Annotated in this window: 23 protein-coding genes; 17 read left to right on the top strand and 6 right to left on the bottom strand. The window is 73.8% G+C overall.

What is annotated here, in order from left to right; genetic code table 11:
- Nucleotides 1-27: 27 nt before the first annotated feature.
- From Q8R60_10790 to Q8R60_10775, 4 genes are all read left to right on the top strand, one after another.
- On the top strand, nt 28-960 hold the full coding sequence (locus tag Q8R60_10790) for a Ppx/GppA phosphatase family protein (GenBank protein MDP3712953.1): 933 nt from the start codon (nt 28-30) through the stop codon (nt 958-960).
- A 73-nt stretch (nt 961-1,033) separates the two neighbouring features.
- Complete coding sequence (locus Q8R60_10785) at nt 1,034-1,885, top strand: sugar phosphate isomerase/epimerase (protein ID MDP3712952.1); 852 nt, start codon at nt 1,034-1,036, stop codon at nt 1,883-1,885.
- Nucleotides 1,882-2,619: a class I SAM-dependent methyltransferase gene (locus tag Q8R60_10780; protein ID MDP3712951.1), complete on the top strand. Its 738-nt coding sequence runs from the start codon at nt 1,882-1,884 to the stop codon at nt 2,617-2,619. The genes Q8R60_10785 and Q8R60_10780 overlap by 4 nt, the downstream gene beginning before the upstream one ends.
- A 9-nt stretch (nt 2,620-2,628) precedes the next feature.
- Nucleotides 2,629-3,516 (top strand): haloalkane dehalogenase, encoded by an 888-nt coding sequence (locus Q8R60_10775; protein ID MDP3712950.1) that lies wholly within the window; start codon nt 2,629-2,631, stop codon nt 3,514-3,516.
- 154 nt (nt 3,517-3,670) lie between these two features.
- On the opposite strand, the gene Q8R60_10770 is transcribed toward Q8R60_10775, so the two are convergent.
- Nucleotides 3,671-4,747 (bottom strand): FAD-dependent monooxygenase, encoded by a 1,077-nt coding sequence (locus Q8R60_10770; GenBank protein ID MDP3712949.1) that lies wholly within the window; start codon nt 4,745-4,747, stop codon nt 3,671-3,673.
- A 19-nt stretch (nt 4,748-4,766) separates the two neighbouring features.
- Between Q8R60_10770 and Q8R60_10765 the strand changes: the two genes are divergently transcribed.
- From Q8R60_10765 to Q8R60_10715, 11 genes are all read left to right on the top strand, one after another.
- Nucleotides 4,767-5,687 (top strand): proline dehydrogenase family protein, encoded by a 921-nt coding sequence (locus tag Q8R60_10765; GenBank protein MDP3712948.1) that lies wholly within the window; start codon nt 4,767-4,769, stop codon nt 5,685-5,687.
- Nucleotides 5,684-6,481, top strand: a complete 798-nt coding sequence (gene proC / locus Q8R60_10760) for a pyrroline-5-carboxylate reductase (protein ID MDP3712947.1) — start codon at nt 5,684-5,686, stop codon at nt 6,479-6,481. The genes Q8R60_10765 and proC overlap by 4 nt, the downstream gene beginning before the upstream one ends.
- A gap of 21 nt (nt 6,482-6,502) precedes the next feature.
- On the top strand, nt 6,503-7,546 hold the full coding sequence (locus tag Q8R60_10755; protein MDP3712946.1) for an HlyD family efflux transporter periplasmic adaptor subunit: 1,044 nt from the start codon (nt 6,503-6,505) through the stop codon (nt 7,544-7,546).
- Nucleotides 7,543-8,319, top strand: a complete 777-nt coding sequence (locus tag Q8R60_10750; GenBank protein ID MDP3712945.1) for an ABC transporter ATP-binding protein — start codon at nt 7,543-7,545, stop codon at nt 8,317-8,319. Before Q8R60_10755 ends, Q8R60_10750 begins: the two co-directional genes overlap by 4 nt.
- Nucleotides 8,316-9,503 carry an ABC transporter permease gene (locus Q8R60_10745; protein MDP3712944.1) on the top strand — a complete coding sequence of 396 codons (1,188 nt, stop codon included), beginning with the start codon at nt 8,316-8,318 and terminating at the stop codon, nt 9,501-9,503. The genes Q8R60_10750 and Q8R60_10745 overlap by 4 nt, the downstream gene beginning before the upstream one ends.
- Nucleotides 9,500-10,660: an acetoin utilization protein AcuC gene (locus Q8R60_10740; protein MDP3712943.1), complete on the top strand. Its 1,161-nt coding sequence runs from the start codon at nt 9,500-9,502 to the stop codon at nt 10,658-10,660. The genes Q8R60_10745 and Q8R60_10740 overlap by 4 nt, the downstream gene beginning before the upstream one ends.
- Nucleotides 10,657-11,433 carry a phosphatase gene (locus Q8R60_10735; protein MDP3712942.1) on the top strand — a complete coding sequence of 259 codons (777 nt, stop codon included), beginning with the start codon at nt 10,657-10,659 and terminating at the stop codon, nt 11,431-11,433. The genes Q8R60_10740 and Q8R60_10735 overlap by 4 nt, the downstream gene beginning before the upstream one ends.
- A gap of 141 nt (nt 11,434-11,574) precedes the next feature.
- On the top strand, nt 11,575-11,784 hold the full coding sequence (locus Q8R60_10730) for a helix-turn-helix domain-containing protein (protein ID MDP3712941.1): 210 nt from the start codon (nt 11,575-11,577) through the stop codon (nt 11,782-11,784).
- 89 nt (nt 11,785-11,873) lie between these two features.
- On the top strand, nt 11,874-11,972 hold the full coding sequence (locus Q8R60_10725; GenBank protein MDP3712940.1) for an AURKAIP1/COX24 domain-containing protein: 99 nt from the start codon (nt 11,874-11,876) through the stop codon (nt 11,970-11,972).
- Nucleotides 11,973-12,089: 117 nt separating this feature from the next.
- The gene (locus Q8R60_10720; GenBank protein ID MDP3712939.1) at nt 12,090-13,163 is read left to right on the top strand and encodes an NAD-dependent epimerase/dehydratase family protein; all 1,074 of its coding nucleotides are present in this window, start codon (nt 12,090-12,092) and stop codon (nt 13,161-13,163) included.
- Nucleotides 13,156-14,151 (top strand): lysophospholipid acyltransferase family protein, encoded by a 996-nt coding sequence (locus tag Q8R60_10715; GenBank protein ID MDP3712938.1) that lies wholly within the window; start codon nt 13,156-13,158, stop codon nt 14,149-14,151. Before Q8R60_10720 ends, Q8R60_10715 begins: the two co-directional genes overlap by 8 nt.
- Here Q8R60_10715 and Q8R60_10710 read toward each other — a convergent pair.
- The 5 genes from Q8R60_10710 to Q8R60_10690 form a co-directional block, all read right to left on the bottom strand.
- On the bottom strand, nt 14,148-15,089 hold the full coding sequence (locus Q8R60_10710) for an HAD-IB family hydrolase (protein MDP3712937.1): 942 nt from the start codon (nt 15,087-15,089) through the stop codon (nt 14,148-14,150). The genes Q8R60_10715 and Q8R60_10710 overlap by 4 nt on opposite strands.
- Nucleotides 15,090-15,207: 118 nt before the next feature.
- Nucleotides 15,208-16,683, bottom strand: a complete 1,476-nt coding sequence (locus Q8R60_10705; protein MDP3712936.1) for a hypothetical protein — start codon at nt 16,681-16,683, stop codon at nt 15,208-15,210.
- Between the two features lie 329 nt (nt 16,684-17,012).
- Nucleotides 17,013-18,287: a DUF5667 domain-containing protein gene (locus Q8R60_10700; GenBank protein MDP3712935.1), complete on the bottom strand. Its 1,275-nt coding sequence runs from the start codon at nt 18,285-18,287 to the stop codon at nt 17,013-17,015.
- A 199-nt stretch (nt 18,288-18,486) separates the two neighbouring features.
- Nucleotides 18,487-19,308, bottom strand: a complete 822-nt coding sequence (locus Q8R60_10695; GenBank protein ID MDP3712934.1) for a sigma-70 family RNA polymerase sigma factor — start codon at nt 19,306-19,308, stop codon at nt 18,487-18,489.
- 172 nt (nt 19,309-19,480) lie between these two features.
- Complete coding sequence (locus tag Q8R60_10690; GenBank protein ID MDP3712933.1) at nt 19,481-19,858, bottom strand: response regulator; 378 nt, start codon at nt 19,856-19,858, stop codon at nt 19,481-19,483.
- Nucleotides 19,859-19,915: 57 nt separating this feature from the next.
- Between Q8R60_10690 and Q8R60_10685 the strand changes: the two genes are divergently transcribed.
- Both Q8R60_10685 and Q8R60_10680 read left to right on the top strand, forming a co-directional pair.
- Entirely contained in the window at nt 19,916-22,258 is a 2,343-nt protein-coding gene (locus tag Q8R60_10685; protein MDP3712932.1) for a transglycosylase domain-containing protein, read from the top strand.
- Nucleotides 22,259-22,507: 249 nt separating this feature from the next.
- Nucleotides 22,508-22,850 (top strand): hypothetical protein (locus Q8R60_10680; GenBank protein MDP3712931.1); only part of this gene is annotated, 343 nt, incomplete at its 3' end.

The raw sequence follows: 22,850 nt of genomic DNA, 5'->3' as shown, positions 1-22,850 counted from the left end.
ACGTCCGCGAGGCTAGCCTGCGCTCGTATGAGGCTCGGGGTGCTCGACGTCGGGTCGAACACCGTCCACCTGCTCGTCGTCGACGCGCACCAGGGCGGTCATCCCGACCCGGTCCGCAGCCACAAGTCCGAGCTGCGGCTGGCCGAGCTGCTGCGACCCGACGGCAGCCTCGGCGACCACGGCACCGAGGTGCTCGTCGACGCGGTCGACCTGGCCCGCACCGAGGCCGAGGCGGAGGGCGTCGAGGACCTGGTCGCCTTTGCGACCTCTGCGGTGCGCGACGCGACCGACAGCGCCGAGGTCCTCGCGACCGTGCGCGCCGAGACCGGTGTCGACCTGCTGGTGCTGCCCGGCGAGGACGAGGCGCGGCTGACCTTCCTCGCGGTGCGCCGGTGGTTCGGCTGGTCGGCGGGCCGGCTGCTCTGCCTCGACATCGGCGGCGGGTCGCTCGAGCTCGCCGGCGGCATCGACGAGGAGCCCGACGTCGCGGTCTCGCTGCCGCTCGGCGCGGGGCGGCTCACCCGCGACCTGCTGCCCGGTGACCCGCCGACCCGCAAGGACCTCGCCGCCGCCCGCGACCACGTCCGGGAGTCGCTGCGCGCACAAGCCCCCCGGCTGCTCGCCGCCGGCCCGCCCGACCGCGGCGTCGTCACCTCCAAGACCTTCCGCTCGCTCGCGCGCCTCGACGGCGCGGCCCCGAGCGCCCACGGGCCACGCGTACGCCGGAGGCTCTCCCGCGACGGCCTCTCCGGCATCGTGGACCGGCTGTCGGTCACGCCCGCGGGGGACCGTGTCCTGCTGCCGGGGGTGTCCGCGGGCCGGGCCCACCAGCTGCTGGCCGGCGCGCTCGTCGCCCACGAGGCGCTCGTCGCGCTGGACCTCGCGGTGGTCGAGGTGTGCCCGTGGGCGCTGCGCGAGGGCGTCATCCTGCGCCGCCTGGACTGGCTGGCCGGCGGGTGAGCCTCTCGTGGCCGACGGGTGAACCGTGCGGCCCGCGCGCGACCGGGCCCGGGCGCCTAGGGTCGTCACCACGATGACCCGCCCCGACGCGCCGCTACCGACCGTGCCTCCGGCACGCGTCGCGCTGGCGACGGCGAGCGTCTACCCCGAGTCCACCGCGGCCGCCTTCGAGATGGCCGCGCACCTGGGCTACGACGGCGTCGAGGTCATGGTCTGGACCGACCCCGTCAGCCAGGACCCGACCGCGCTCAGGCGGCTGTCGGACTACCACGGCGTGAAGATCCTGGCCCTGCACGCGCCCTGCCTCGTCATCACCCAGCGGGTCTGGGGGACCGACCCGTGGGCCAAGCTCGTCAAGGCCAAGGACGTCGCCGAGGAGCTCGGTGCGGAGACCGTCGTGGTCCACCCGCCGTTCCGCTGGCAGCGGGAGTACGCCCGGCAGTTCGTCGGCGGCATCCAGGAGATGCGCAACGAGACCGACGTGCACTTCGCGGTGGAGAACATGTTCCCGCTGCGTGCCCGCGGTCGGGAGGTCACGCCGTACGCCCCCGACTGGGACCCGACCACCGAGGACTTCCCGCACTTCACCCTCGACCTGTCCCACACCTCGGTCTCGCAGTCCGACGCGCTGGCGATGGCCGACCTCATGGGCGACCGGCTGCAGCACGTCCACATCGCTGACGGCAACGGCTCCGCGCGCGACGAGCACCTCGTCCCGGGCCGCGGCACCCAGCCCTGCGCGCAGCTGCTGGAGGGGCTTGCGGAGCGCGACTTCGACGGCCTCGTGGTCGTCGAGATCAACACCCGCCGCTGCGAGGACCGCGCCGAGCGCGAGGCCGACCTCGCCGAGGCGCTGGCCTTCACCCGCCTCAACCTCTCCGCGCCGGCCGTCGACGCCGGGGACGCGGTCGCCTGGAAGCGATGACCCAGCCGGGCTCGCCGACCGCCTTCGAGGCGGTCGTCGACGACTACGACGCAGCCCGACCGACCTACCCCGACAAGGTGTACGACGAGATCCTTGGCCTCGCCGGCGGTGACGTGCTGGAGCTCGGGACGGGGACGGGGCTCGCCACCCCGGGGCTGCTGTCGCGGGCCGCGTCGGTGGTCGGGTCCGACCTTGGTCCGCGGATGCTGGGCCGCGCGGTCACGAAGCTGGGGATCCCCGCGGTGGTCGCCCGCGCCGAGGCGCTGTCCTTCGCCGACGCGTCCTTCGACGTCGTCACCGGCGCGCAGATGTGGCACTGGGTCTCCCTCGACACAGCCGTCCCCGAGGTGCTGCGGGTCCTGCGGCCCGGCGGTCACCTCGCGGTCTGGTGGAACGAAGCGGCCGCGACCGGGCAGGCGTGGTTCGACGCGCAGGAGGCGCTGATCGAGGCGGCCAACCCGGCCTACCGCCGCGGCTACCGGGTGCGCGACCGCGGCGCCGAGCTGGTGGCCGCCGGCTGGCCGGGTCCCGTGACGCGATGGGCGACGTCGTGGGAGCGGCAGCTCGACGTGCCGCTCTACCTGCGGTGGCTGCGCTCGAAGTCCTACGTCCAGGAGGCTCGGGACACCGAGGCGCTGGTCGCGGCTGTCGAGGCCGTGCTGGTCGAGCAGTTCCCCGACGGTGTCGTCACCGAGCCGTTCGACCTCACGCTCTGGGTCGCAGCCCGCAGCTAGGTTCCGCGCATGGACGTCGTCAGCACCCCCGCCCTCGGGCCGTTTTCGTCGTACCCCTGGGAGGCTCGCTTCGCGCAGACCTCCGACGGGCTGACGATGGGCTACGTCGACGAGGGGGACGGTCCCGTCGTGCTGATGCTGCACGGCGAGCCGTCGTGGGGCTACCTCTACCGCGGGATGGTGCAGCCGCTGCTCGACGCCGGCTGCCGCGTCGTCATCCCGGACCTGATCGGCTTCGGTCGCTCCGACAAGCCGACGTCGATGGAGGACTACACCTACGCCCGCCACGTCGAGTGGACCCGCTCGGTGCTCTTCGACGCGCTCGACCTGCGTGACGTCACGCTCGTCTGCCAGGACTGGGGCGGCCTGATCGGGCTGCGGCTCGTCGGCGAGCACCCGGCCCGCTTCGCGGCCGTCGTCGCCGCCAACACCGGGCTGCCCGACGGGACGCGGCGGCTGCCGGACGCGTGGTGGCAGTTCCACGACTTCGTGGTCCGCACCCCCGACCTGCCGATCGGCTTCCTGGTCGCGTCGGGCTGCGCGGACGGGCTGTCGCCTGAGGACCAGGCGGCCTACGAGGCGCCGTTCCCGACGCCGGAGTCCAAGGCCGGGGCGCGGGCCTTCCCCGGCCTCATCCCGCAGACCCTCGAGGACCCGGCGACGCCGGCGAACCAGGCCTCGTGGGAGGGGCTCGCGGCGTTCGACAAGCCCTTCGTGTGCGCCTTCTCCGATCGCGATCCCATCACCGCCGGTGCCGAGAAGGGGCTGATCGGGCGGATCGCCGGGACGGCCGGTCAGGAGCACGTCGTCATCACCGGCGGCGGGCACTTCCTGCAGGAGGACCGCCCCGCCGAGCTCGCCGCCGTCGTCGCCCGCGTCGCCCTCGCCCCCCGCTGACCCGCCCGCCCCCGCCCGCCCCCGCGGACCCCCCTCCAACCCCCTCCAACCCCCCGCTTGTACGCCGCTGTCGGCGCTACGAGGCCCCGGTAGCGCCGACACCCGCGTACAAGCGGGGGTGAAGGGGGGAGGGGGTCCAGGGCCGGGCAGGCGGTCACAGGTCGAGGACGCCGCTGTCGGTAGGGCGCGGGCCGCCGCGGGCGAGCCACGGGCCGAGCACCGGTGCCGCGAACGCCCCCGCCAGGACCCGGTCGCGCACGGTCGCCCCCCGCCGGGCCGACAGCAACCCCCCGAGCAGCAGGGACAGCCGCGTCATCTCGCGCACGTGCGGCTCGCGCAACGCCTGGTAGCCCGACACGTCCCCGCCCGCGAGCAGCCCCGCGAGCGCCCACGCGTCGCGCAGCCCCGCCCCGAGCCCCTGCCCCGCGAAGGGCGGCATCGTGTGGGCCGCGTCGCCCGCGAGCAGCACTGGCCCGACCTGCCAGGCCGCCGCCCGCCGTGCCGAGAACCGGTAACCCACCGCCCGCAGCACCTGCGCACCGGCGGCCCCGTCGCGGGCCAGCAGCCCCGGCAGCTCGTCCACCGACGCGCCGAGCCACTCCCACCGGTGTCCCTCGGGGGTGGGCATGTCCACCTGTGGCAGCAGCGGGTCGCAGGTGTAGGTGAACAGATCCCGCCCCCGCCACGCCACGTCCGCCACCAACCACTCACCGGGCAGGTCGCGCCCCCGCCACGCCACGCCCAGCAGCGACCGCACCGTCGACGACGCCCCGTCGCACCCGACGAGCCACCGCCCGCGCACCGCCGTCCGGTCGGCCAGCACCGCGGTCGCGCCCTGCAGCGCGACGACCGTCCCGTGGCGCACGGTCACGCCGGCCGCCGCGCACAGTGCCCGCAGCCGGGTCTCGAGTGCCGGCTGCGACAGGAACGACAAACCAGGAGCTCCGTCGTACGACGGGAACTGCACCTCCCCGATCACGCCCCCGTCGGCGGTGGCGAACCGCACCGTCCGGTCCGAGACGAAGCCGGCCACCAGTGACGGGTCGAGCCGTTGCAGCAGGGTGAAGACCTCACCGTCGGCGGCGACGGCGCGGGGGAGGGAGTAGACCTCGGGCACCCGCTCGACGACGGTGACCGTGAGGCCGAGCTGCGCGCACCGCAGCGCGAGCGCCGCCCCGACCGGCCCGAAGCCGACGACGACCACGTCGCAGGTCAGGTCAGGAAGGGGCACGCGCACTAGCCTTCCGGACATGCTCCGTCAGGTCATCCTCGCCGCCTCCCGCAGCGCCGGTCTGCGCCGCGTCGTCGAGCGCGCGCCGCTCTCCCGCGATGTGGTGCACCGCTTCGTCCCGGGCGCCTCGGTCGACGAGGCCGTCGCCGCGACCCGCGACCTGCTCGGCGACGGCCGCACCGTCACCCTCGACTTCCTCGGCGAGGACACCCTCGACAAGGAGCAGGCCGCCGCGACGGTGTCGGCGTACCTCGTCCTCCTCGGCCAGCTCAAGGAGTCGGGGCTCACCGAGGGCGGCCGGGCCGAGGTCAGCGTCAAGCTGTCGGCCGTGGGGCAGGCGCTCGACGAGCCGCTGGCCCTGGCCAACGCGCAGGCGATCTGCGAGGCCGCGAAGGCCGCGGGCACGACGGTGACCCTCGACATGGAGGACCACACGACGACCGACTCGACGCTCGGGGTGCTGCGCGAGCTGCGCCGCGACTTCCCGTCGACGGGCGCGGTGCTGCAGTCCTACCTGCACCGCACCGAGGCGGACTGCCGCGACCTCGCCCACGCGGGCTCGCGGGTGCGGCTGTGCAAGGGCGCCTACAAGGAGCCCGAGTCGGTGGCGTGGCAGGACAAGGCCGACGTCGACAAGAGCTACGTCCGGTGCCTGAAGGTGCTGATGGCCGGTGACGGCTACCCGATGGTGGCGTCGCACGACCCGCGGCTCATCGCCATCGCTGGCTCGCTCGCAGAGGGTCGCGCGCAGGGGACCTACGAGTACCAGATGCTCTACGGGATCCGCCCGCAGGAGCAGCAGCGGTTGGCGGCGCAGGGGGAGACGATGCGGGTCTACGTGCCCTACGGCGACGAGTGGTACGGCTACTTCATGCGACGGCTCGCCGAGCGCCCGGCCAACGTCGCCTTCTTCCTGCGCGCCCTGGCGGGCACCCGATGAGCATCGCGATCCTCGGGGTGGGCAAGCTCGGCGAGGCGCTGCTGTCCGGGCTGATCCGCTCCGGTCAGGCACCGGGCGACCTCATCGCCGCGGAGAAGCACCCCGAGCGGGCCGTGGAGATCGCTGCCCGCTACGGCGTTGCGACCGCAGACCCGGTCGACGCCGCGGCCGCGGCCGACGTGCTGCTGCTCGCCGTGAAGCCGCAGGACATGAAGGCGCTGCTCGTCGACATCGCCCCGGTCGTGCGCCCCGAGACGCTGGTCGTCTCGATGGCCGCCGGCATCACGATGGGCCTGCTCGAGGGCGCGCTGCCTTCGGGGACGGCGGTCGTGCGCGTCATGACCAACACGCCGGTCTTCGTCGACGAGGCCATGTCGGCACTGTCCGGTGGCGCCCACGCGACCCCGGCGCAGGTGCAGCTCGTCGAGGACCTGCTGTCGCACCTCGGCAAGGTCGTCCGCGTCCCCGAGGCGCAGATGGACGCCGTGACGGCGCTGTCGGGCAGCGGTCCGGCGTACTTCTTCTTCCTCGTCGAGGCGATGATCGACGCCGGCATTTTGCTCGGCCTGCCGCGCGCCGTCGCGGCCGAGCTCATCGTGCAGACCGCCGTCGGCAGCGCCAAGATGCTGCGCGAGTCCGGCGAGCACCCGGTGCTGCTGCGCGAGGCCGTGACGTCGCCGGGCGGCACCACCATTGCTGCGATCCGCACCATGGAGGACCACGGCGTGCGGGCCGCGATGCTCGCCGCCATCGAGGCCGCGCGCGACCGCTCCCGCGAGCTCGCGGGGGGCTGACCCGGCTCCTAGGGTGGGGGAGTGATCAGACCCCTGACCCTGGCCGCCCTGCTGCTGGTCCCCCTGGCCGGCTGCACCTCCGACGACCGCGCGGTCACGACCGGCGCGGTGACGCGCGAGACGATCACTGAGGTCGTCGAGGCCCCCGCGACCGTCACGGCGCGGGCGGTCGCGTCCGTGACCTCGCCCGCCGACGCGGTCGTCGCCCAGGTCCTCGTGGAGGACGGAGCAGACGTACGCCGAGGCGCTGTCCTGCTGCGGCTCACCTCGGAGTCGGCGACCGGCGCGCTGCGCACCGCCCTCGCCGCGCAGGCCGTCGGCGGTGACGCCGTGTCGCGGGCGCTCGCGGCCTCGACCCTGCAGAGCGCGCGGGCGACCGTCGACGCGCTGACGGTGCGCGCCCCGATCGACGGTGTCGTGACGTTCGGGGGCTCGGTGGCCTCGGACTCGCCGACGCTGGACGCCCTGCCCGGGGCGCTGCAGGGACTGGCCGGGTCGCTGCTCGGTGGCGCGTCGTCCGGGTCCGACGTGACGACGAACGAGCTGTCGGTCGGCGCGCCCGTCGGTGCCGGAGCCGGGCTGCTCACCGTCACCGACGTGTCCGCGCTCGGGCTCGCTGCGGAGGTCGACGAGACCGACGTGCTGCTCGTCAAGGCCGGCACGACCGCACAGGTGCAGCTCGATGCGGTGCCGACCGCCGACTACACCGCGACCGTCACCGGCGTCGACCTCGCACCGCTGTCGTCGGCGGGTGGTGGCGTCGGGTACCGCGTGCGGCTGGCGCTGACCGGCACGCCCGCCCCCCGACCGGGCATGTCGGCCGTCGTGCGGTTGAAGGTCCGCGAGGCGAGCTCTGCGCTGTCGGTGCCCTCGGCCGCAGTGGTCCGCGACGGGGCCGACGACGTGGTCTACGCCGTCGTCGACGGGGTCGTGCGCCGCCGGGTCGTCGCGGTCGGCGCCCAGGGCGTCGACCGGGTCGAGGTGACGTCGGGCCTGGCGGAGGGCGACGTCGTCGTGGTCCGTGACGCCGACGGCCTGCGCGACGGCCAGCGGGTCGACACGTGACGGCTGCCCTGGAGGCGGTCGACGTCACCCGCTCCTACTCCCTCGACGGCGTCACCGTCGAGGCGCTGCGGGGCGTCACGCTCGCGATCGAGCCGGGCGACTACGCCGCGGTCATCGGCCCGTCGGGCTCCGGGAAGTCGACGCTGATGCACCTCCTCGGCGGTCTCGACCGGCCGACCACCGGCACGATGCGGGTCGGCGGGCGTGACGTCTCGACGCTCACCGAGGACGAGCTCGCCGCAGTGCGCGGGCAGACCGTGGGCTTCGTGTTCCAGGCGTTCCAGCTGCTGGCCCGCACCTCCGCGGTCGACAACGTCGCGATGCCGCTCGTCTACCGCGGCCTCAAGCGCGCCGACCGCCGGGCCCGCGCCGCCGAGGCGCTCGAGGCAGTCGGCATGGCCCACCGCCTGGACCACACGCCGAGCCAGCTGTCCGGCGGCGAGCAGCAGCGGGTCGCCGTCGCGCGGGCACTGGTCGGGGAGCCGTCGGTGCTGCTCGCCGACGAGCCGACCGGCAACCTCGACAGCCGCACCGGCACGGCCGTGATGGAGCTGCTCGAGGGGTTGCACCGCGACCGCGGCCTCGCCCTGGTGCTCGTCACCCACGACGCGGACGTGGCCGCCCGCGCCGACCGGGTCGTCCGGGTCCGTGACGGTCTGCTCGAGGACGGCCCCTCGCTGCCGGCCCCCGGCGTACTCCCGTCGGGTGTCCCGGTCGATCCGGGTCGCTCTGACGACCACCCCGGCCCGAGACACGACCGGGACGTCCAGTGAGCGGCGCGGAGGCGTGGCGGGTCGCGCTGACGGCGCTGCGGGCCAACCGGCTGCGCAGCCTGCTCACCGTGCTCGGCGTCGTCATCGGTGTCGCCGCCGTCGTCGTCCTCGTGGCGATCGGCACCGGCGCGAAGCAGGAGGTCGAGCGGCAGGTCGAGGGCCTCGGCAGCAACCTCATCATCATCGTGCCGGGCAAGCTCGAGCTCGGCAGCGCACCGACCAAGAGCCGGCTGCAGCTGGCCGACGCCGACCGGGTGGGGCGGGCGATCGGCCAGCCGGGGCAGGTCGCGACCAGCCTGTCGAGCGGCGAGACCGTGCGCTACGCCGGGCGCGAGGTCTTCGCGACCGTCAACGGCACCAACCCCGCGGTGCCGCGGGTGTTCGTGCGGCCGATGGCGCGCGGGACCTACCTGCGGCAGTCCGACCTCGACACCCGCCGGCGGGTGGCGGTGCTCGGGTCGACGCTGGCGGCGGGGCTCTTCCAGGGCGCCGACCCGCTGGGCCGCCAGATCGCCATCGGCGGGGTGCGCTTCCGCGTCGTCGGCGTCTTCGCCGAGGTCGGGTCGAGCCTCGGCGCCGACCGCGACAACGAGGTGCACGTGCCGGTGACCGCGGCCCAGCGGCTCTTCGACGACACCCGCGTCGACGCCCTCGCGCTCAAGGCCCCGTCGGCCGCGACGATCGAGCAGACCCGCGCGACCGCGCTCGCGGTGCTGGAGCAGCGCTACCCCGACGAGGAGTTCAGCGCGGTCACCCAGGACCAGGTGCTCGGCGCGGTCGGCCGCATCCTCGGGCTGCTCACGACGGTGCTCGCCGCCATCGCCGCGATCAGCCTGCTGGTGGGAGGCGTCGGCGTCAGCAACATCATGCTGGTGAGCGTGCGCGAGCGGACCCGCGAGATCGGCCTGCGCAAGGCCGTCGGGGCCCGCCAGCGCGACATCACCCTGCAGTTCCTCGTCGAGGCGGTTGTGCTCACCACGGTCGGCGGTCTCACCGGCATCGCCCTCGGGATCTCCGCGGCGCTCGGCCTGTCGGCGGTCATCGACCAGCTGCCCGCGGTCATCTCCTGGTGGTCACCGCTGCTCGCCTTCGGGGTCTCCGCGGTGGTCGGCGTCGTCTTCGGGGTTGTGCCGGCCCGCCGAGCGGGAAGGCTCGACCCCGTGGACGCCTTGAGGTCAGAGTGAGCACCTCGACGCTGGTCGTCTGGGACGACGTCTTCGGCGACTACGACTTCGGCCCGACGCACCCGCTCCGGCCGCTCCGCCTCGAGCTCACGATGGCGCTGTCCCGCCAGCTCGGCGTCCTCGGCCGCCCGGGCGTCGAGGTCCGTGCGCCGCGCTCCGCGAGCGACGAGCTGCTCGAGCTGGTCCACGACAAGGCGTACGTCGGAGCCGTCAAGCGGGCGCCCGACGACATCATGGGGCGGCTGTCGGCGCGCTACGGCCTCGGCACCGGCGACAACCCCGTCTTCGCCCGGATGCACGAGGCCGCCGCGCTCGTCACCGGCGCGACGGTCGACGCGGCCCGCGCGGTCTGGGAGGGCACCCACCAGCACGCGGTCAACATCTCCGGCGGCCTGCACCACGCGATGCGCGACCGGGCCAGCGGCTTCTGCGTCTACGACGACCCCGCCGTCGCGATCGCCTGGCTGCTGTCGGCGGGCGCCCAGCGGGTGGCCTACGTCGACGTCGACGTGCACCACGGCGACGGCGTCGAGGCGGCCTTCTACGACGACCCGCGCGTCCTCACTGTGTCGCTGCACGAGAGCGGCCGGACGCTGTTCCCCGGCAGCGGCTGGGCCGACCAGGTCGGCGGGCCGGCGGCCGTGGGGTCCAACGTCAACGTCGCGCTGCCCGCCGGCACCGACGACCCGGGCTGGCTGTCGGCCTTCAGCGCCGTCGTCCCGCCGGTCCTGCGCGCCTTCGACCCGCAGGTGCTCGTGACCCAGCACGGCTGCGACACCCACTCGCTCGACCCGCTCGCGCACCTCGAGATGTCGGTCGACGGGCAGCGGGCCGCCTACGGCGCGCTGCACCGCCTGGCCCACGAGCTGTGCGGCGGGCGGTGGGTAGCGCTCGGCGGTGGCGGCTACGAGCCGGTGCAGGTCGTCCCGCGCGCCTGGACCCACCTGCTCGCCGAGGTCACCGGTGCGCCGGTCGACGGGGCCACACCGCTCGACTGGCGCGACCTGGCGCAGACCCGCGGCGGTGAGCTCGCCCCGACCAGCCTCACCGACGGTCGCGACGTGAGCTGGCCGGTGTGGTCCGACGGCGACAGCGCGGTGGACCGCGCGATCCGCGAGACGGTCCGCCACGCCTTCCCGGCGATGGGGATCGGGTGAGCCTGCCCGACCGCGACCTGCGTGATCATCTCGTCAGGCACCGGATCGCCGGCGAGGTCGCGACCAGCCGCGAGGACAACCTGCGCAACGCCGCCCGGCTCGCCGAGGGCCGTGACGGCTACGGCTTCGGTGTGCGGCTGTCGCGCCGCTGGAGCACCGACGAGGTCGTCGACGTGATGGTCGAGCGGGTCGGCATCAGGGCCGACCGCGACCACGTCGAGGGGCCCGACACGATCGACCCCGACCTCACCCTCGCGGCGCTCGACCGCTGGCGCGACCGGTTGCGCCTCGCGGCCGCCCGCCGCGAGCGGGTGCTCGTCGCCACGGGCCACCCGACCGGGGTGCTCAGCCTGCACCTCGCCGTCGCGGTCCACCTCGCCGCGGCCGGGTGCGAGGTCCTCGACCCGCACCTCGAGTGGCGGTGGCCCTGGCCGGAGCCCAGCGCGTGGGCCCGCGGCCGGCAGCGCCACGTCCGGTCCCTGCACGGCGTGCAGGTGCTCGCCAGCGGCGGGGAGCTGCTCCACACCCACGCGCCCGAGCCGATGGAGGCGGTGCTCGCGGGCCTGTCCGTCGTACCCGACCTCGTGGTCGCCGACCACGGGTGGGCAGGCGCGGCGGCCAGTCAGGGGATCGAGACGCTCGCCCTGGCCGACTGCAACGACCCGGCGCTGTTCGTCGGCGAGGCCGAGGGGCTGCCGCTGGTCACCGTGCCGCTCGACGACAACGTCGCCCCGCGGCTCTACCGCCCCCTGTGGGAGCACGTCCTGTCCTGACCGGCGGGTGGGGCCGGCGCTGGGCCGAACGGCGGACTAGGCGATACCACACCAGTCCCGATAGTCTCGGGAGGCACGTGCGTGTCGGAAGCAGCCGGTGGGGAAGCCGGCGGCCGCGACGCGTGCCGAGAGCGGTGTCCCGTGAGCAGTCCCAACGGCGTGAGCAACCTGAGCGAGGTGCGCTTCCTCACCGTGGCCGAGGTGGCCGCCGTGATGCGCGTGTCCAAGATGACCGTCTACCGGCTGGTGCACGCGGGCGAGCTGTCCGCCGTGCGCGTGGGCCGCTCCTTCCGGGTCCCCGAGCGGGCCGTGCACGACTACCTGCAGGGCGCGTTCACCGAAGCAGGCTGACGCACCCGTCCAGGCAGGCTCCACCAGCCGCTAGGCTGGGTCCTTCGCACCGACTTCCCGACCGACCAGAAGACAGGCAAGGTTCCGACGTGGGTTCCGTCATCAAGAAGCGCCGCAAGCGGATGGCCAAGAAGAAGCACCGCAAGCTGCTGAAGAAGACCCGCGTCCAGCGTCGCAACAAGAAGTAGCGCGCCGCACCGCCTGACCGGTCCCGTCCGCGGGGCCGGTCCTCGGTGTGCCCGGGCTCACGTCCCGCTGGGCCGAACGGCGCACTAGGCTCGGCACCTCCAGTCAGGAGGTGGCTCATGGACGGTCCGCGCGTGGTCCTCGTGACCGGCGTCAGCCGCTACCTGGGGGCCCGGCTGGCCGGCACGCTCGCCGCCGACCCCTCCATCGAGCGGGTCATCGGCGTGGACACCGTCGCGCCGCGCCCCGAGGCGACCGCGGCGCTCGGCCGCACCGAGTTCGTCCGCGCCGACATCCGCAACCCGCTCATCGCGAAGGTCATCGCGCAGGGCCAGGTCGACACGGTCGTCCACATGAACGTCATCGCCACGCCGCTCGGAGCCGGCGGCCGCACGGCGATGAAGGAGATCAACGTCATCGGGACGATGCAGCTGCTGGCCGCGTGCCAGAAGGCGCCGTCAGTCCGCAAGCTCGTCGTGAAGTCGACCACCGCCATCTACGGCTCCTCGCCGCGCGACCCGGCGCTGTTCACCGAGGACGTCGAGCCGCGGGCGCTGCCCAAGGCCGGCTACGCCAAGGACGCCGTCGAGGTCGAGGGCTACGTCCGCGGCTTCGGTCGCCGCCGCCCCGACGTCGCGCTGTCGCTGCTGCGCTTCACCAACTTCATCGGGCCGGCGATCGACACCCCGCTCACCCGCTACTTCGCGCTGCCGGTCGTCCCGACCGTGCTCGGCTTCGACCCGCGCATCCAGCTGTGCCACGAGGACGACGGCATCGAGGTCCTGCGCCGGATGACGCTCGAGGACCACCGCGGCATCTTCAACGTCGGCGGCCCCGGCGTCCTCCTGCTGTCGCAGGCGATCCGCCGCACCGGCCGGCCGTCGCTGCCGGTCCCGTCTCCGCTGGTGTCGGTGGTCGCGCAGACCTTCCGCCGGGCCGGCCTCGTCGACTTCAGCCCCGAGCAGATGCGCTACCTCGAGCACGGCCGCGTCGCCGACGTCAGCCGGCTGACCGCCGAGCTCGGGTGGGCGCCGCGTCGCACGATCGACGCCTTCGACGACTACGTCGAGACGCGCGCGGCCGGCCGGCTGCTGCGCCCCGAGACCGCGGGCTACGTCGAGGAGCGCCTCCTCGACCTCGTCCACCGCGGCGCGAGCCGCGCAGGTGGCAGCAAGGAGACCGTCGGTGCCTGAGGTGACCCGCCGCCAGGCCGACGGGGGCAACGTCATCCCGCTGGCGTCCCGCACCCGCGCGTCCAGCCTCGCCGACGACCTGGCCGCCGACCTGGCAGGCGCGCGTGCAGGGGACTCGCCGACCGACGTGCCCGCGGCCGACTCCCCGTCCTGGGAGCGCAAGCTCGCGGGCGGCCTCGCGTTCCTGCGCCGCCGCATCACCGGCGACTACCCCGTCGACGACTTCGGCTTCGACCCCGACCTCACCGAGCACGTCCTGCTGCCGCCGCTGCGCCCGCTCTACGACAAGTGGTTCCGGGTCGAGACCCGCGGCCTCGACAACGTCCCCGACACCGGTGGCGCGCTGGTCGTGGCCAACCACTCGGGCACCGTCGCGATGGACAGCCTCATGACGGCGCTCGCGCTGCTCGACCACCACCCGGCCCACCGCAACCTGCGGATGCTCGCGGCCGACCTCGTCTTCCAGGTCCCGGGCCTCGCCCCGATCGCGCGCAAGTCCGGCAACACGCTGGCGTGCAACGCCGACGCCGAGCGGCTGCTGTCGGGCGGCGAGCTCGTCGGGGTGTGGCCGGAGGGCTTCAAGGGCGTGGGCAAGCCCTTCAGCGAGCGCTACAAGCTGCAGCGCTTCGGTCGCGGCGGCTTCGTCTCCGCCGCCCTGCGCACCGGCGTGCCGATCATCCCGTGCTCGATCGTCGGCGCGGAGGAGATCTACCCGATGCTCGCCAACGCGAAGGTGCTGGCCCGCCTGCTCGGCCTGCCCTACTTCCCGATCACGCCGACCTTCCCCCTGCTCGGCCCGCTGGGCGTCGTACCCCTGCCGTCGAAGTGGATCATCGAGTTCGGCGAGCCGATCGAGACCGCCCACCTCGGCGGCGCGACCGCCGCCGACGACCCGATGCTGGTCTTCAACCTCACCGACCAGGTCCGCGAGACCATCCAGTCGACGCTCTACACGCTGCTCATGCAGCGCCGCTCGGTCTTCTTCTAACGGCGCGCCGCACCCATCGCGGCCTTCGCGGCCTGCGCCACCCGCGCCCCGTGGCCGTGGCCCGCGTGGCGCCGGCGCAGCGCCAGCCCGGCGACGACCCCGCCGGCGAGGGCCCCGGCACCGGCCGCAGCGGGCACGCCGACCTTGGCGGCCTTGCGGCCCGTGCGGAAGTCCTTGATGACCCAGCCTCGGGCCCGCGCCTGCTCGCGCAGCGCGGTATCGGGGTTGACCGCGACCGCATGACCGACCAGCGAGAGCATCGGCACGTCGTTGGAGGAGTCGGAGTACGCCGTGCACCGTGACAGGTCGAGGCCCTCGCGCTCGGCGAGCGCGCGCACCGCCTCCGCCTTGGCCGGCCCGTGCAGCGGCTCGCCCACCAGGCGGCCGGTGTAGAGGCCGTCCTGGACCTCCGAGACGGTCCCCAGGGCCCCGGTGAGGCCCAGGCGCTTGGCGATGATGCGGGCCAGCTCCACGGGTGTCGCGGTGACGAGCCAGACCCGCTGGCCGGCGTCGAGGTGCTGCTGGGCGAGGGCGCGCGTCCCCGACCAGATGCGGCGCTCCATCAGCTCGTCGTAGATCTCCTCGCCGTAGGCGACGATCTCCGTGACCGACTTGCCGGCGACCAGCCCGAGCGCCTTGTCGCGCGCCTCCGCGACCGCGGCGAGGTCCTCCTTGCCGCGGACGCGGAACTTGGCCTGCTCCCACCCGAAGCGCAGCAGGTCGGAGGTCGTGATGAGGCCGCGCCCGGCCATGCCCTTGCCGAAGAAGTAGATCGAGGCGCCGCGGATCATCGTGTTGTCGACGTCGAAGAACGCCGCGGCCGTCGGGTCGGCCACGACCTCGAGCGAGGACTCCACCTCGGCGACGGCGGCCGAGGCGGCCCCGGCGAGGACCGCGGCGACGCCGTCATCGGCAGGCGGGCGTCGGCGCAGGGGCACGGTGGGCAGCCTCTCGGGCGGGGCGGGTGGGCTCGGGAGCCACCCTAGGGGAGGCCCTCACAGCGCAGCGCCCCCGGTCCGAGGACCGGGGGCGCTGTGCTGTGGTGCGGAGGTGTGACTAGCCGACGAAGACCGAGCGACGGCGGCGGGCGACGAGCGCGACACCCATGAGGACGGTGGCCGCGGCGGCGAGGCCGAGCTCACCACCCGTGCGGGGCAGGCTCACCGGGGTGTTCACGGGGGTGGAGACCGTGGTGACCGTGGTGACCGGGGTGGTCGGCGCGGCGACGAGCACGGTGCCGGCTGAGGCGTTGGCGCGGACCAGGTCGACCGTCAGGAACTTCTTGCCGGCCGGGAGCAGCGCCGCGAGGACGGGCGGGTTGACGATCAGCGTGGTGGCGGCGACGGACGCGGCGGCAGCGGTGCCGTCGGGGGAGACCGTCGTGGTGCCCTTGCCGATGACGACGTCGACGCCGGCGAGCTCGTTGAGCAGGCCGCTGACGGTGTCGAGCGCGTCGTTGACCGTGCCGGTCAGCTCGGCAGGGAGGGCGGAGCCGACGGTGCCACCGAGGTTGAGGCCGTTCTCGTCGAGCAGCGCGGTGAGGGCGCCGTTGGCGACGGAGACCTTGAGGACCGGCGTGACGGTATCGGCCGAGGCGGTGCCCGGCTTGCCACCGGCGGCGGCGGTCGCCTTGGAGGTGATGGCCTCGACCGAGACCAGGCCGTTGAGGACGTTGAGGTTCTTGACGGTGTTCTCGACCGTCGAGGTCACGACGTCGCCCTTGCGGGTGATGAGCTGGTCGCTGATGATCGTGTCCATCGAGACCAGGTCGGTCGCGGCGTCGAGCGAGCCGAGGGTGTCGAGGAGGCCGTCGAGGGTGTTCTCGAGGGTCGCGGTGACGGTCTCGACAGCGGCGGCCGCCGGGGCGGACAGCGGCGAGGCGGCGTTGTCGGTGGCAGCGTCGAGCTGGTCGAGCGCACCAGTCAGCGCGGAGCCGACGGTGCCCGTCGCGGTGCCGGCGACGGTGTCGACGGTGCCGAGGGCCGTGTCGAGCACGCCCTGGACGGGAGCGGTGACGCTCTCGAGGTTGGCGGCGCCGAGGGCGCCGATGCGCAGCTGCGCGACACCGGAGGCGGAGGCGCTCAGTACACCGTCGAGGGAGGGCTGCGCGACCTTGGAGGTCAGCGGGAGGAGCTTGAGCTTGATGCCGAGCTGGTCGATGTTGACCAGGCCGGGCTGCGAGTCCTCGGTCTTGCCGGTCAGCGAGGCCTTGGTGGCCTTCGCGAGCAGATCGGAGAGCACCGGCACGTTGCCCTTGCCCAGGATCGCCGTGGTCTCGGCGAGCGGGGTGAGGACGGTGGAGACCTGACCGTCGGTCATCGAGATCGTCTGCTCGATGGTGGAGGTGCCCAGCGCGCCGGCGAGAGCGGCCGGCAGGTTGAGCGTGATCTTGATGGCCGCGCCGTCACCGGCGGCGACGATCTTGGACGTGTCGATGGCGGTCGCGGCGGAGGCCGTGCCCGCGCCGGTGGCGACGAGCGTGCCCGTCGCAACCGCGAGTGCGGTGAGCCGCACGATTCCCTTGACTGCCATGTTCCCTGACCCTTCGGAGTGGTGCGCTGTCGTCCCTGTATCGGCGGCTGGACGAATCCCCTGAAGTGTGGACCTACCAGGGCTTTTCCGACCACCACGACGCGCTCTGATCCAGGTAACGAGGCCGGTGACGGTTGGTGACGGGCCTCACGGGAACTTTTTTCCGGACCCCGGGAACACGGGAGACGAAACCGGACGCGACGCGCACCTGTGAGCCTGACCCCCAGGGGTACTCCGGAGCCGGCGGCGCGGCCGCGGGCGGGCGACTCCCGGCCGTCACGCTCCGTGACGACCGGAGGGTCAGCGCCGGGACTCTGCCCGCGCTGGGACTACGGCTGCGGGGCCTGCAGCGGGAGGGTCGGCGGCAGCTCGGTGGGGAGCACGACGGGCGGCAGCGGGATCGAGGTCGGGAGACCGCTGGGCAGCGGGAGCCCGGAGGGGATGACGATCTCCGTCGGGAGCACCGAGCTGGGCTGCGGGGAGGGCTCCTGCGTCGGTTCCTGCGTGGGAGTCGGCTGCGGCGAGGGCTCAGTGGTCGGGGTCGGCTCGGTCGCCGGCTCGGCGGTCGGTGTGGGGGCGGGCTCGGGCTGCGGCGCGGCGCACTCGCAGTCGGGCTCCTGCGTCGGCACGACCTGCGGTCCGGGCGTCGCCGTCGATCCGGGCGCGGGCTCGGGCGACGCGGTGGGCAGCGCCGGGCCGGCGCCCTGCGGGTCGCACTGGTCGCCGCAGGTGCCGAGCTGGATCGCGAGCTCGGTCTGCTGGGCGACGGTCGTGACGAGCGAGAGCGACTCCTGCGCGCGGGGGCGGGCGTCGGCGGGCAGCGACGGCAGCACCCGCTCGATCGACTGCGCCTGGCGGCGCGCGAAGGTGACGATCACGCGCAGCGGCTCGACCTCGCCGCTGTCGCGGAAGGCGCTCTCGAGCAGGGCCTGGCCGTCGCGGGTCTGCGCGTCCATGTCGGACAGGGCGGTGCGGACCCGCTCGGTCACCGAGCCGCCGAGGGCGATGAGCGACTGCTCGTCGGAGACCGGGGCGAAGGGGCCGCTCGCGTTGAGCTCCTCGCGGCCGAGCGCGAGCGCGCGGACCTCGCGCAGCCGGGTCTCGGCGAACTCGAGGTGCTGGGTGCCCTTCTCGACGTCGCCGTCGGCGAAGCTCAGCTGCAGGGCCTCGGTGGCCTTCTTCGTGCCGTAGAAGGTGTCGCCGGGCAGCGAGCGCTGGCTCGCGACGGCGACACCGGTGACCGCGACGACCGAGGCCATCGCGCCGGCGGCGACGCCGAGACCGCGCTGGCCGCGCTTGGCGACCGCCCAGGTCACGGCCCTCGGCGCAGACGACGCAGCCGAGACACCGGGGACCTCGGCGACCGGCACGCCGATGCCCTGCACGGCGGCCACGGCGAGCAGGCGGGTCCGCAGCGCGGTGCGGAACTCCGGCCGGGGGGCCGTCTCCTCCGACAGCGCGGTGCCGACGGAGCGCAGCCGGCTGACCAGCGCGAGCGCGGGCGCCGCGGGGTAGTCGTAGGAACCAGGGGCGAGCGGGACGACGGCGCCGTCGAGGAGCGCCGCCAGCTCGTCGGCCCGGGCGCGGGTGCCGAACGGGTTCATGGCCGGCGCTCCCTTCCCGAGTGCTGGGCGTGCGGGTGCTGAGCGTGCGTCGTTGCACGCGCAGGACGAGCCGCAGGGGCTGTCACGGACTGCAACGAAGGTGACGGCGAGAAGGTGACGGGCCATCCCGGGAAATGACCCGTTGTGACCATGCTCTCGCCCAAGGTGGCGTGGTCCGTGGTCAGGAGCGCGGTCGTGATCACAGCTCGACCCCCTCGGGGAGCAGTCGGCCGAGGGTGCGGATCGCGCGGTACTGCAGCGCCTTGATCGCGCCCTCGTTCTTGCCCATCGCCTGCGCGGTCTCGGCGACCGACAGGCCCTGCAGGAAGCGCAGCACGATGCACTCCTGCTGCTCCGGGCCGAGCTGCTTGACGGCCTCGAGCAGGACCTTGTTCTGCATGGCCTCGAGCACGGCCATTTCGGGGCCCTCGGTCACGAGCGCGGCGCCGGACTCCGACACGTCGTCGGTGGTGAGCTCGAGGCGGTAGCGACCGCTCTTGTAGTGGTCGGCGATGAGGTTGCGGGCGATGGTCACGAACCACGCGCCGACGTCGCGGCCCTGCCAGGTGAACGACGAGATCCGGCGCAGCGCGCGCAGGAAGGTCTCCGAGGTGAGGTCCTCGGCGAGCTGCGCGGACGACACCCGGTAGTAGACGTAGCGGTAGACGAGGTCGACGTAGCGGTCGTAGAGCTCGCCGAAGGCCTCCGCGTCACCCGCCTGCGCGCGTTGGACGAGCGCGATCGCGACCGCGGTGTCGCCCTCGGGGGCGGCCAGCGGCTCGGTGCCGAGGTCGGGGGCGGCGGTCTCCGTGGACGCGCTGGGCCCCGGGACGAGCGTCCCGGAGACACCGACGCCTGCGGCCGCGACCCGGCTGGTGCTCACGACGGAGAAGCGCACGTGGCCGCGGTGCGGGCCGGGCCCGGCGACGAGGACGGCCCGGGCGGTGCGCTGGGCGTCCTCGCGGCGGGCGTCACGCAGCGCGGCCCGCAGCAGCGACAGGTCGGTGGCGGTGTCCCTCACGGGCGGGCCGGGTGCGGGCGGACGACCGGTGCGTGGGCGCGCGGGAGCCCGGTGGCAGCGCGCGCGAGCACGGGCATGGGAGCTCCAGGCAGACGGGGGACCGCTCCATCGTAGAGGCGCGTGCGGTCCTCATCCCGGTTTCGGCAGACCTCGGGGCGTGCTTGACGCCCGCTCACGGTTCGCGGGTGAGGGCGAGGGTGAGCCGGGACAGCTCCGCCTCGAGGCGGGGGAGCCCGTCGACCTTGCCGAGGCACAGGGCGACGCCGGCCGCGGCTGCGGCCCGCTCCACCTCGGCGTCGAGGTAGGCGGTGTAGACGACGACCTGCTGCCCGGGGCGCTCCGCGCGGATCCGGCGGGTGGCCTCGAGGCCGTCCATGACCGGCATGTGGAGGTCCATGACGATGACGTGGGGGTCGGTAGTGCGGGCCAGGACGACCGCCTCCTGACCGTCGGCGGCGCGGCCGACGACGTCGAAGCCGTCGAGGCCCAGCATGTCCGCGACGAGCTCACGCACGTGCGGGGTGTCGTCGACCACGAGCACCCGGATCACAGCGTCCCCCCGTTCCTGACCGCCCGCGCACAGCGGCAGCGACGTACATTCCACCTCATGACGGCGCCCGGCTCCGCCCGCACCCCTGCGCGGCGTCCCTCGCGTGCGGCGCGCCGGCGTCGCCGGTCGCGGCGGATCGGCCGCGCCTTCCTCGTCCTCGTCCTCGCGCTGCTGGTCGGGTCGGGGACCTTCGTCGGCGGGCTGCTCGCCGCACCGATCGACTTCGCCGTACCCCCTCCGCCCAAGAACGCGCTGCTCAGCGCCGCGGACGGCACCCAGCTCGCGACGCTGCGGCCGCAGCAGCAGCGCGAGATCGTCCCGGCCGCGGACATCCCCAAGCAGATGGTCCAGGCCATCATCAGCGCCGAGGACGAGCGGTTCCTCGAGCACAAGGGGGTCGACCCGCTCGCGACGGTCCGCGCGGCCTACCGCGACCTGACCGGCGGCCGCCGGCAGGGCGGCTCGACGCTGACTCAGCAGTACGTGAAGAACGTCTACGTCGGCGACGACAAGAACCTCCTGCGCAAGATGCGCGAGGCCGCGCTCGCGGTGCGGCTCGAGCAGCGCAAGGAGAAGGAGGAGATCCTCACCGACTACCTCAACGTCCTCTACCTCGGCAACAGCACGTACGGCGTGCAGGCGGCTGCGAAGTACTACTTCGGTGTGCCGGTGAAGGACCTCGACCTCAACGAGAAGACCGGCAAGCGCGAGCCCGTCCTTGCCGTCGCCCGGGCGACGATGCTGGCCGGGATCGCACCGGCGCCGAGCGCGTGGAACCCGGTCCGCGACTTCACCACCGCACGGGTGCGCCAGACCTACGTCCTCAACCGGATGGTCACCAACGGCTACATCTCCACCGCCGAGGCGAGCGAGGCCAAGCGCAGGGTCGGGGCGGTGATCCCGCTCCAGGAGTCGCCGCCCGAGCCGCCGTCGACGGCGCCGGAGTTCACCGACCTCGTGAAGGCCAAGCTGCGGGGCGAGTTCGACACCGCGGAGGAGGAGGACAGCCTGCTCTTCCGCGGCGGCCTCCGCGTGAAGACGACGCTCGACAACGACCTGCAGGCCGCGGTGACGCGAGCCGCCCGCGAGGTGCTGCCCGACCCCGACGACCCGCAGGCCGCGGTGGTGGCGGTCGACATCCGCAACGGTGACGTGAAGGCCATGACCACGCTGCGCCGGGTGCCGGAGCGGCAGAAGGACGGCAAGGTGGTCCGCAAGGCCTCGGTGGGCTACACCCGGGACGGCCTGAACCTCGCCACCAGCGGCTACCGCTCCGTGGGATCGACCATCAAGCCGTTCACGCTCGGGGTCGCGCTCGAGAAGGGCCGCACGCTGGGCACCCGCGTCTTCGCCCCCGGCTGCGACCGGATCCGCGACCGCAGCGAGGACGACGGCTTCTACGACTACTGCAACGCCGGTGGCGAGGACAGCCCGAGCCGCTCCACGACGCTCGCCGGTGCCCTCGCGCGTTCGGTCAACACCGTCTACGTCCCGCTGGCGATCGACGTCGGCCGCAAGCGCATCAAGGACGTCATGCTCGCTTCCGGTGTGCGGACGCTGCCCTTCCGCGACGGCACCGACGACCCGTTCTCCGTCAGCCCGAACAGCTTCGGCCTCGGCACCACCGCGAACGCCTCGCCGCTGTCGATGGCGACCGCCTACGCGACGCTGATGAACGGCGGGAAGGCGATCACCCCGCGCTACGTCGCTGAGGTCCGCGTCGGTGGCGAGGGCGCAGACCGCGGGACGCCGGTCGACGCCTCGGGCCTGACGGCGATCGCCAAGGGCAAGCAGGTCTTCTCCCGACCCGACGTCGCGCCGCAGGTCATCGAAGCGATGAGCAAGGTGGCGACACCGGCCGGGACGGCGCCGGCGGCCGCGCAGGACTTCACCGTCTTCGGCAAGACCGGCACCACCAACGACTCGAAGGACGCGTGGTTCATCGGCTGCGCCAAGGCACCGCAGAACCTCTGCATGGCGGTGTGGATGGGCTTCGAGGACAAGGAGTGCGAGTCCAAGGACGGCAGGACGCGGACTGTCGGTGCTGCCTGCGGCGGCATGCTGAACGTCAACGGCGTGAAGCAGGTGTTCGGCGGGACGCTGCCCGCCCGGATCTTCGCCCGGGCCTTCGAGATCCTGCGCGAGATCAAGGCCGCCAAGGCGGCTGCCGCCAGTGGCGGCGAGGAGCCGACCACGGTGGTTTCGCCGACCGCCCGGCCGCGACGCAGCCGGGTCCCGGCCGCCACCCCGCGCCCGACCGCCGTCGCGACCACGCGGGCCCCGACCCAGGCGCCTGCGACGCAGGAGCCGACGCGCGAGCCGACCCGGCCGCCGATCGTGCCCACGCAACCCCCGCCGTCCTCGTCGCCCCCGTACCCGGAGCCCACGCCCTCCGGCTAGCAGCTCTCGCCCGGCGACCTCCTGCGCGGCTGCGATCCGGACTGCGTCCACAGGCCTTTCGGCTGTCCACATCCTCGCCCTTCGTGGGCCCACGGGGCCGCGAATCGGGTGACGATGACGGCTGCCCGCTGACCTCCGCCTGGGATGGTTCGTCGGGTCCATCGCCAGCTCCGCGGGAACCAATCTGCACAGATGCTTGCAACATCAGGTTGCCTATGCTTTACTGACGTCAGACGGGAAAGGGACCAGATGCCAGCCACCGGAGCGACCACGCCGGTGGCTCCGGGCTGCCCCGACCCCGGTCGGGCTGAGGCGCTGGAAGCCGAGCTCGAAGCGTGGGCGCAGACCAACTCCGCCGAGCACGCCCGGCTCCTCCAGCTCACCCTGCAGCTGCACGCCGCCTCCGGCCCCGCCGCGGCCTTCACCGACATCACCCTCGCGTTCTGCCTGCGCATCAGCGAACGCCGCGCCGAACGCCTCCTGCGCGAAGCGACCCGCGTCGCGGCCCTCGCCGTCTCGGTCGCGATCTACGACACCCTCCCCCCCGAGCAAGTCACAGCGCTGCTCACCGAGACAGACGGGCTGTCCCCCG

It is taken from the genome of Mycobacteriales bacterium, from assembly GCA_030697205.1.
Taxonomy (GTDB): domain Bacteria; phylum Actinomycetota; class Actinomycetes; order Mycobacteriales; family SCTD01; genus JAUYQP01.
Note: the sequence above shows the minus strand (reverse complement) of the source record. Positions and strands in the feature narration are given on the sequence as shown.

What these genes read in the sequence shown, in the direction of transcription:
- Q8R60_10780 (MDP3712951.1), top strand. Translation starts at nt 1,882, where the DNA reads ATGACCCAGCCGGGCTCGCCGACCGCCTTCGAGGCGGTCGTCGACGAC.
- Q8R60_10790 (MDP3712953.1), top strand. Translation starts at nt 28, where the DNA reads ATGAGGCTCGGGGTGCTCGACGTCGGGTCGAACACCGTCCACCTGCTC.
- Q8R60_10685 (MDP3712932.1), top strand. Translation starts at nt 19,916, where the DNA reads ATGACGGCGCCCGGCTCCGCCCGCACCCCTGCGCGGCGTCCCTCGCGT.
- proC (MDP3712947.1), top strand. Translation starts at nt 5,684, where the DNA reads ATGAGCATCGCGATCCTCGGGGTGGGCAAGCTCGGCGAGGCGCTGCTG.
- Q8R60_10705 (MDP3712936.1), bottom strand. Translation starts at nt 16,683, where the DNA reads ATGGCAGTCAAGGGAATCGTGCGGCTCACCGCACTCGCGGTTGCGACG.
- Q8R60_10785 (MDP3712952.1), top strand. Translation starts at nt 1,034, where the DNA reads ATGACCCGCCCCGACGCGCCGCTACCGACCGTGCCTCCGGCACGCGTC.
- Q8R60_10700 (MDP3712935.1), bottom strand. Translation starts at nt 18,287, where the DNA reads ATGAACCCGTTCGGCACCCGCGCCCGGGCCGACGAGCTGGCGGCGCTC.
- Q8R60_10720 (MDP3712939.1), top strand. Translation starts at nt 12,090, where the DNA reads ATGGACGGTCCGCGCGTGGTCCTCGTGACCGGCGTCAGCCGCTACCTG.
- Q8R60_10765 (MDP3712948.1), top strand. Translation starts at nt 4,767, where the DNA reads ATGCTCCGTCAGGTCATCCTCGCCGCCTCCCGCAGCGCCGGTCTGCGC.
- Q8R60_10775 (MDP3712950.1), top strand. Translation starts at nt 2,629, where the DNA reads ATGGACGTCGTCAGCACCCCCGCCCTCGGGCCGTTTTCGTCGTACCCC.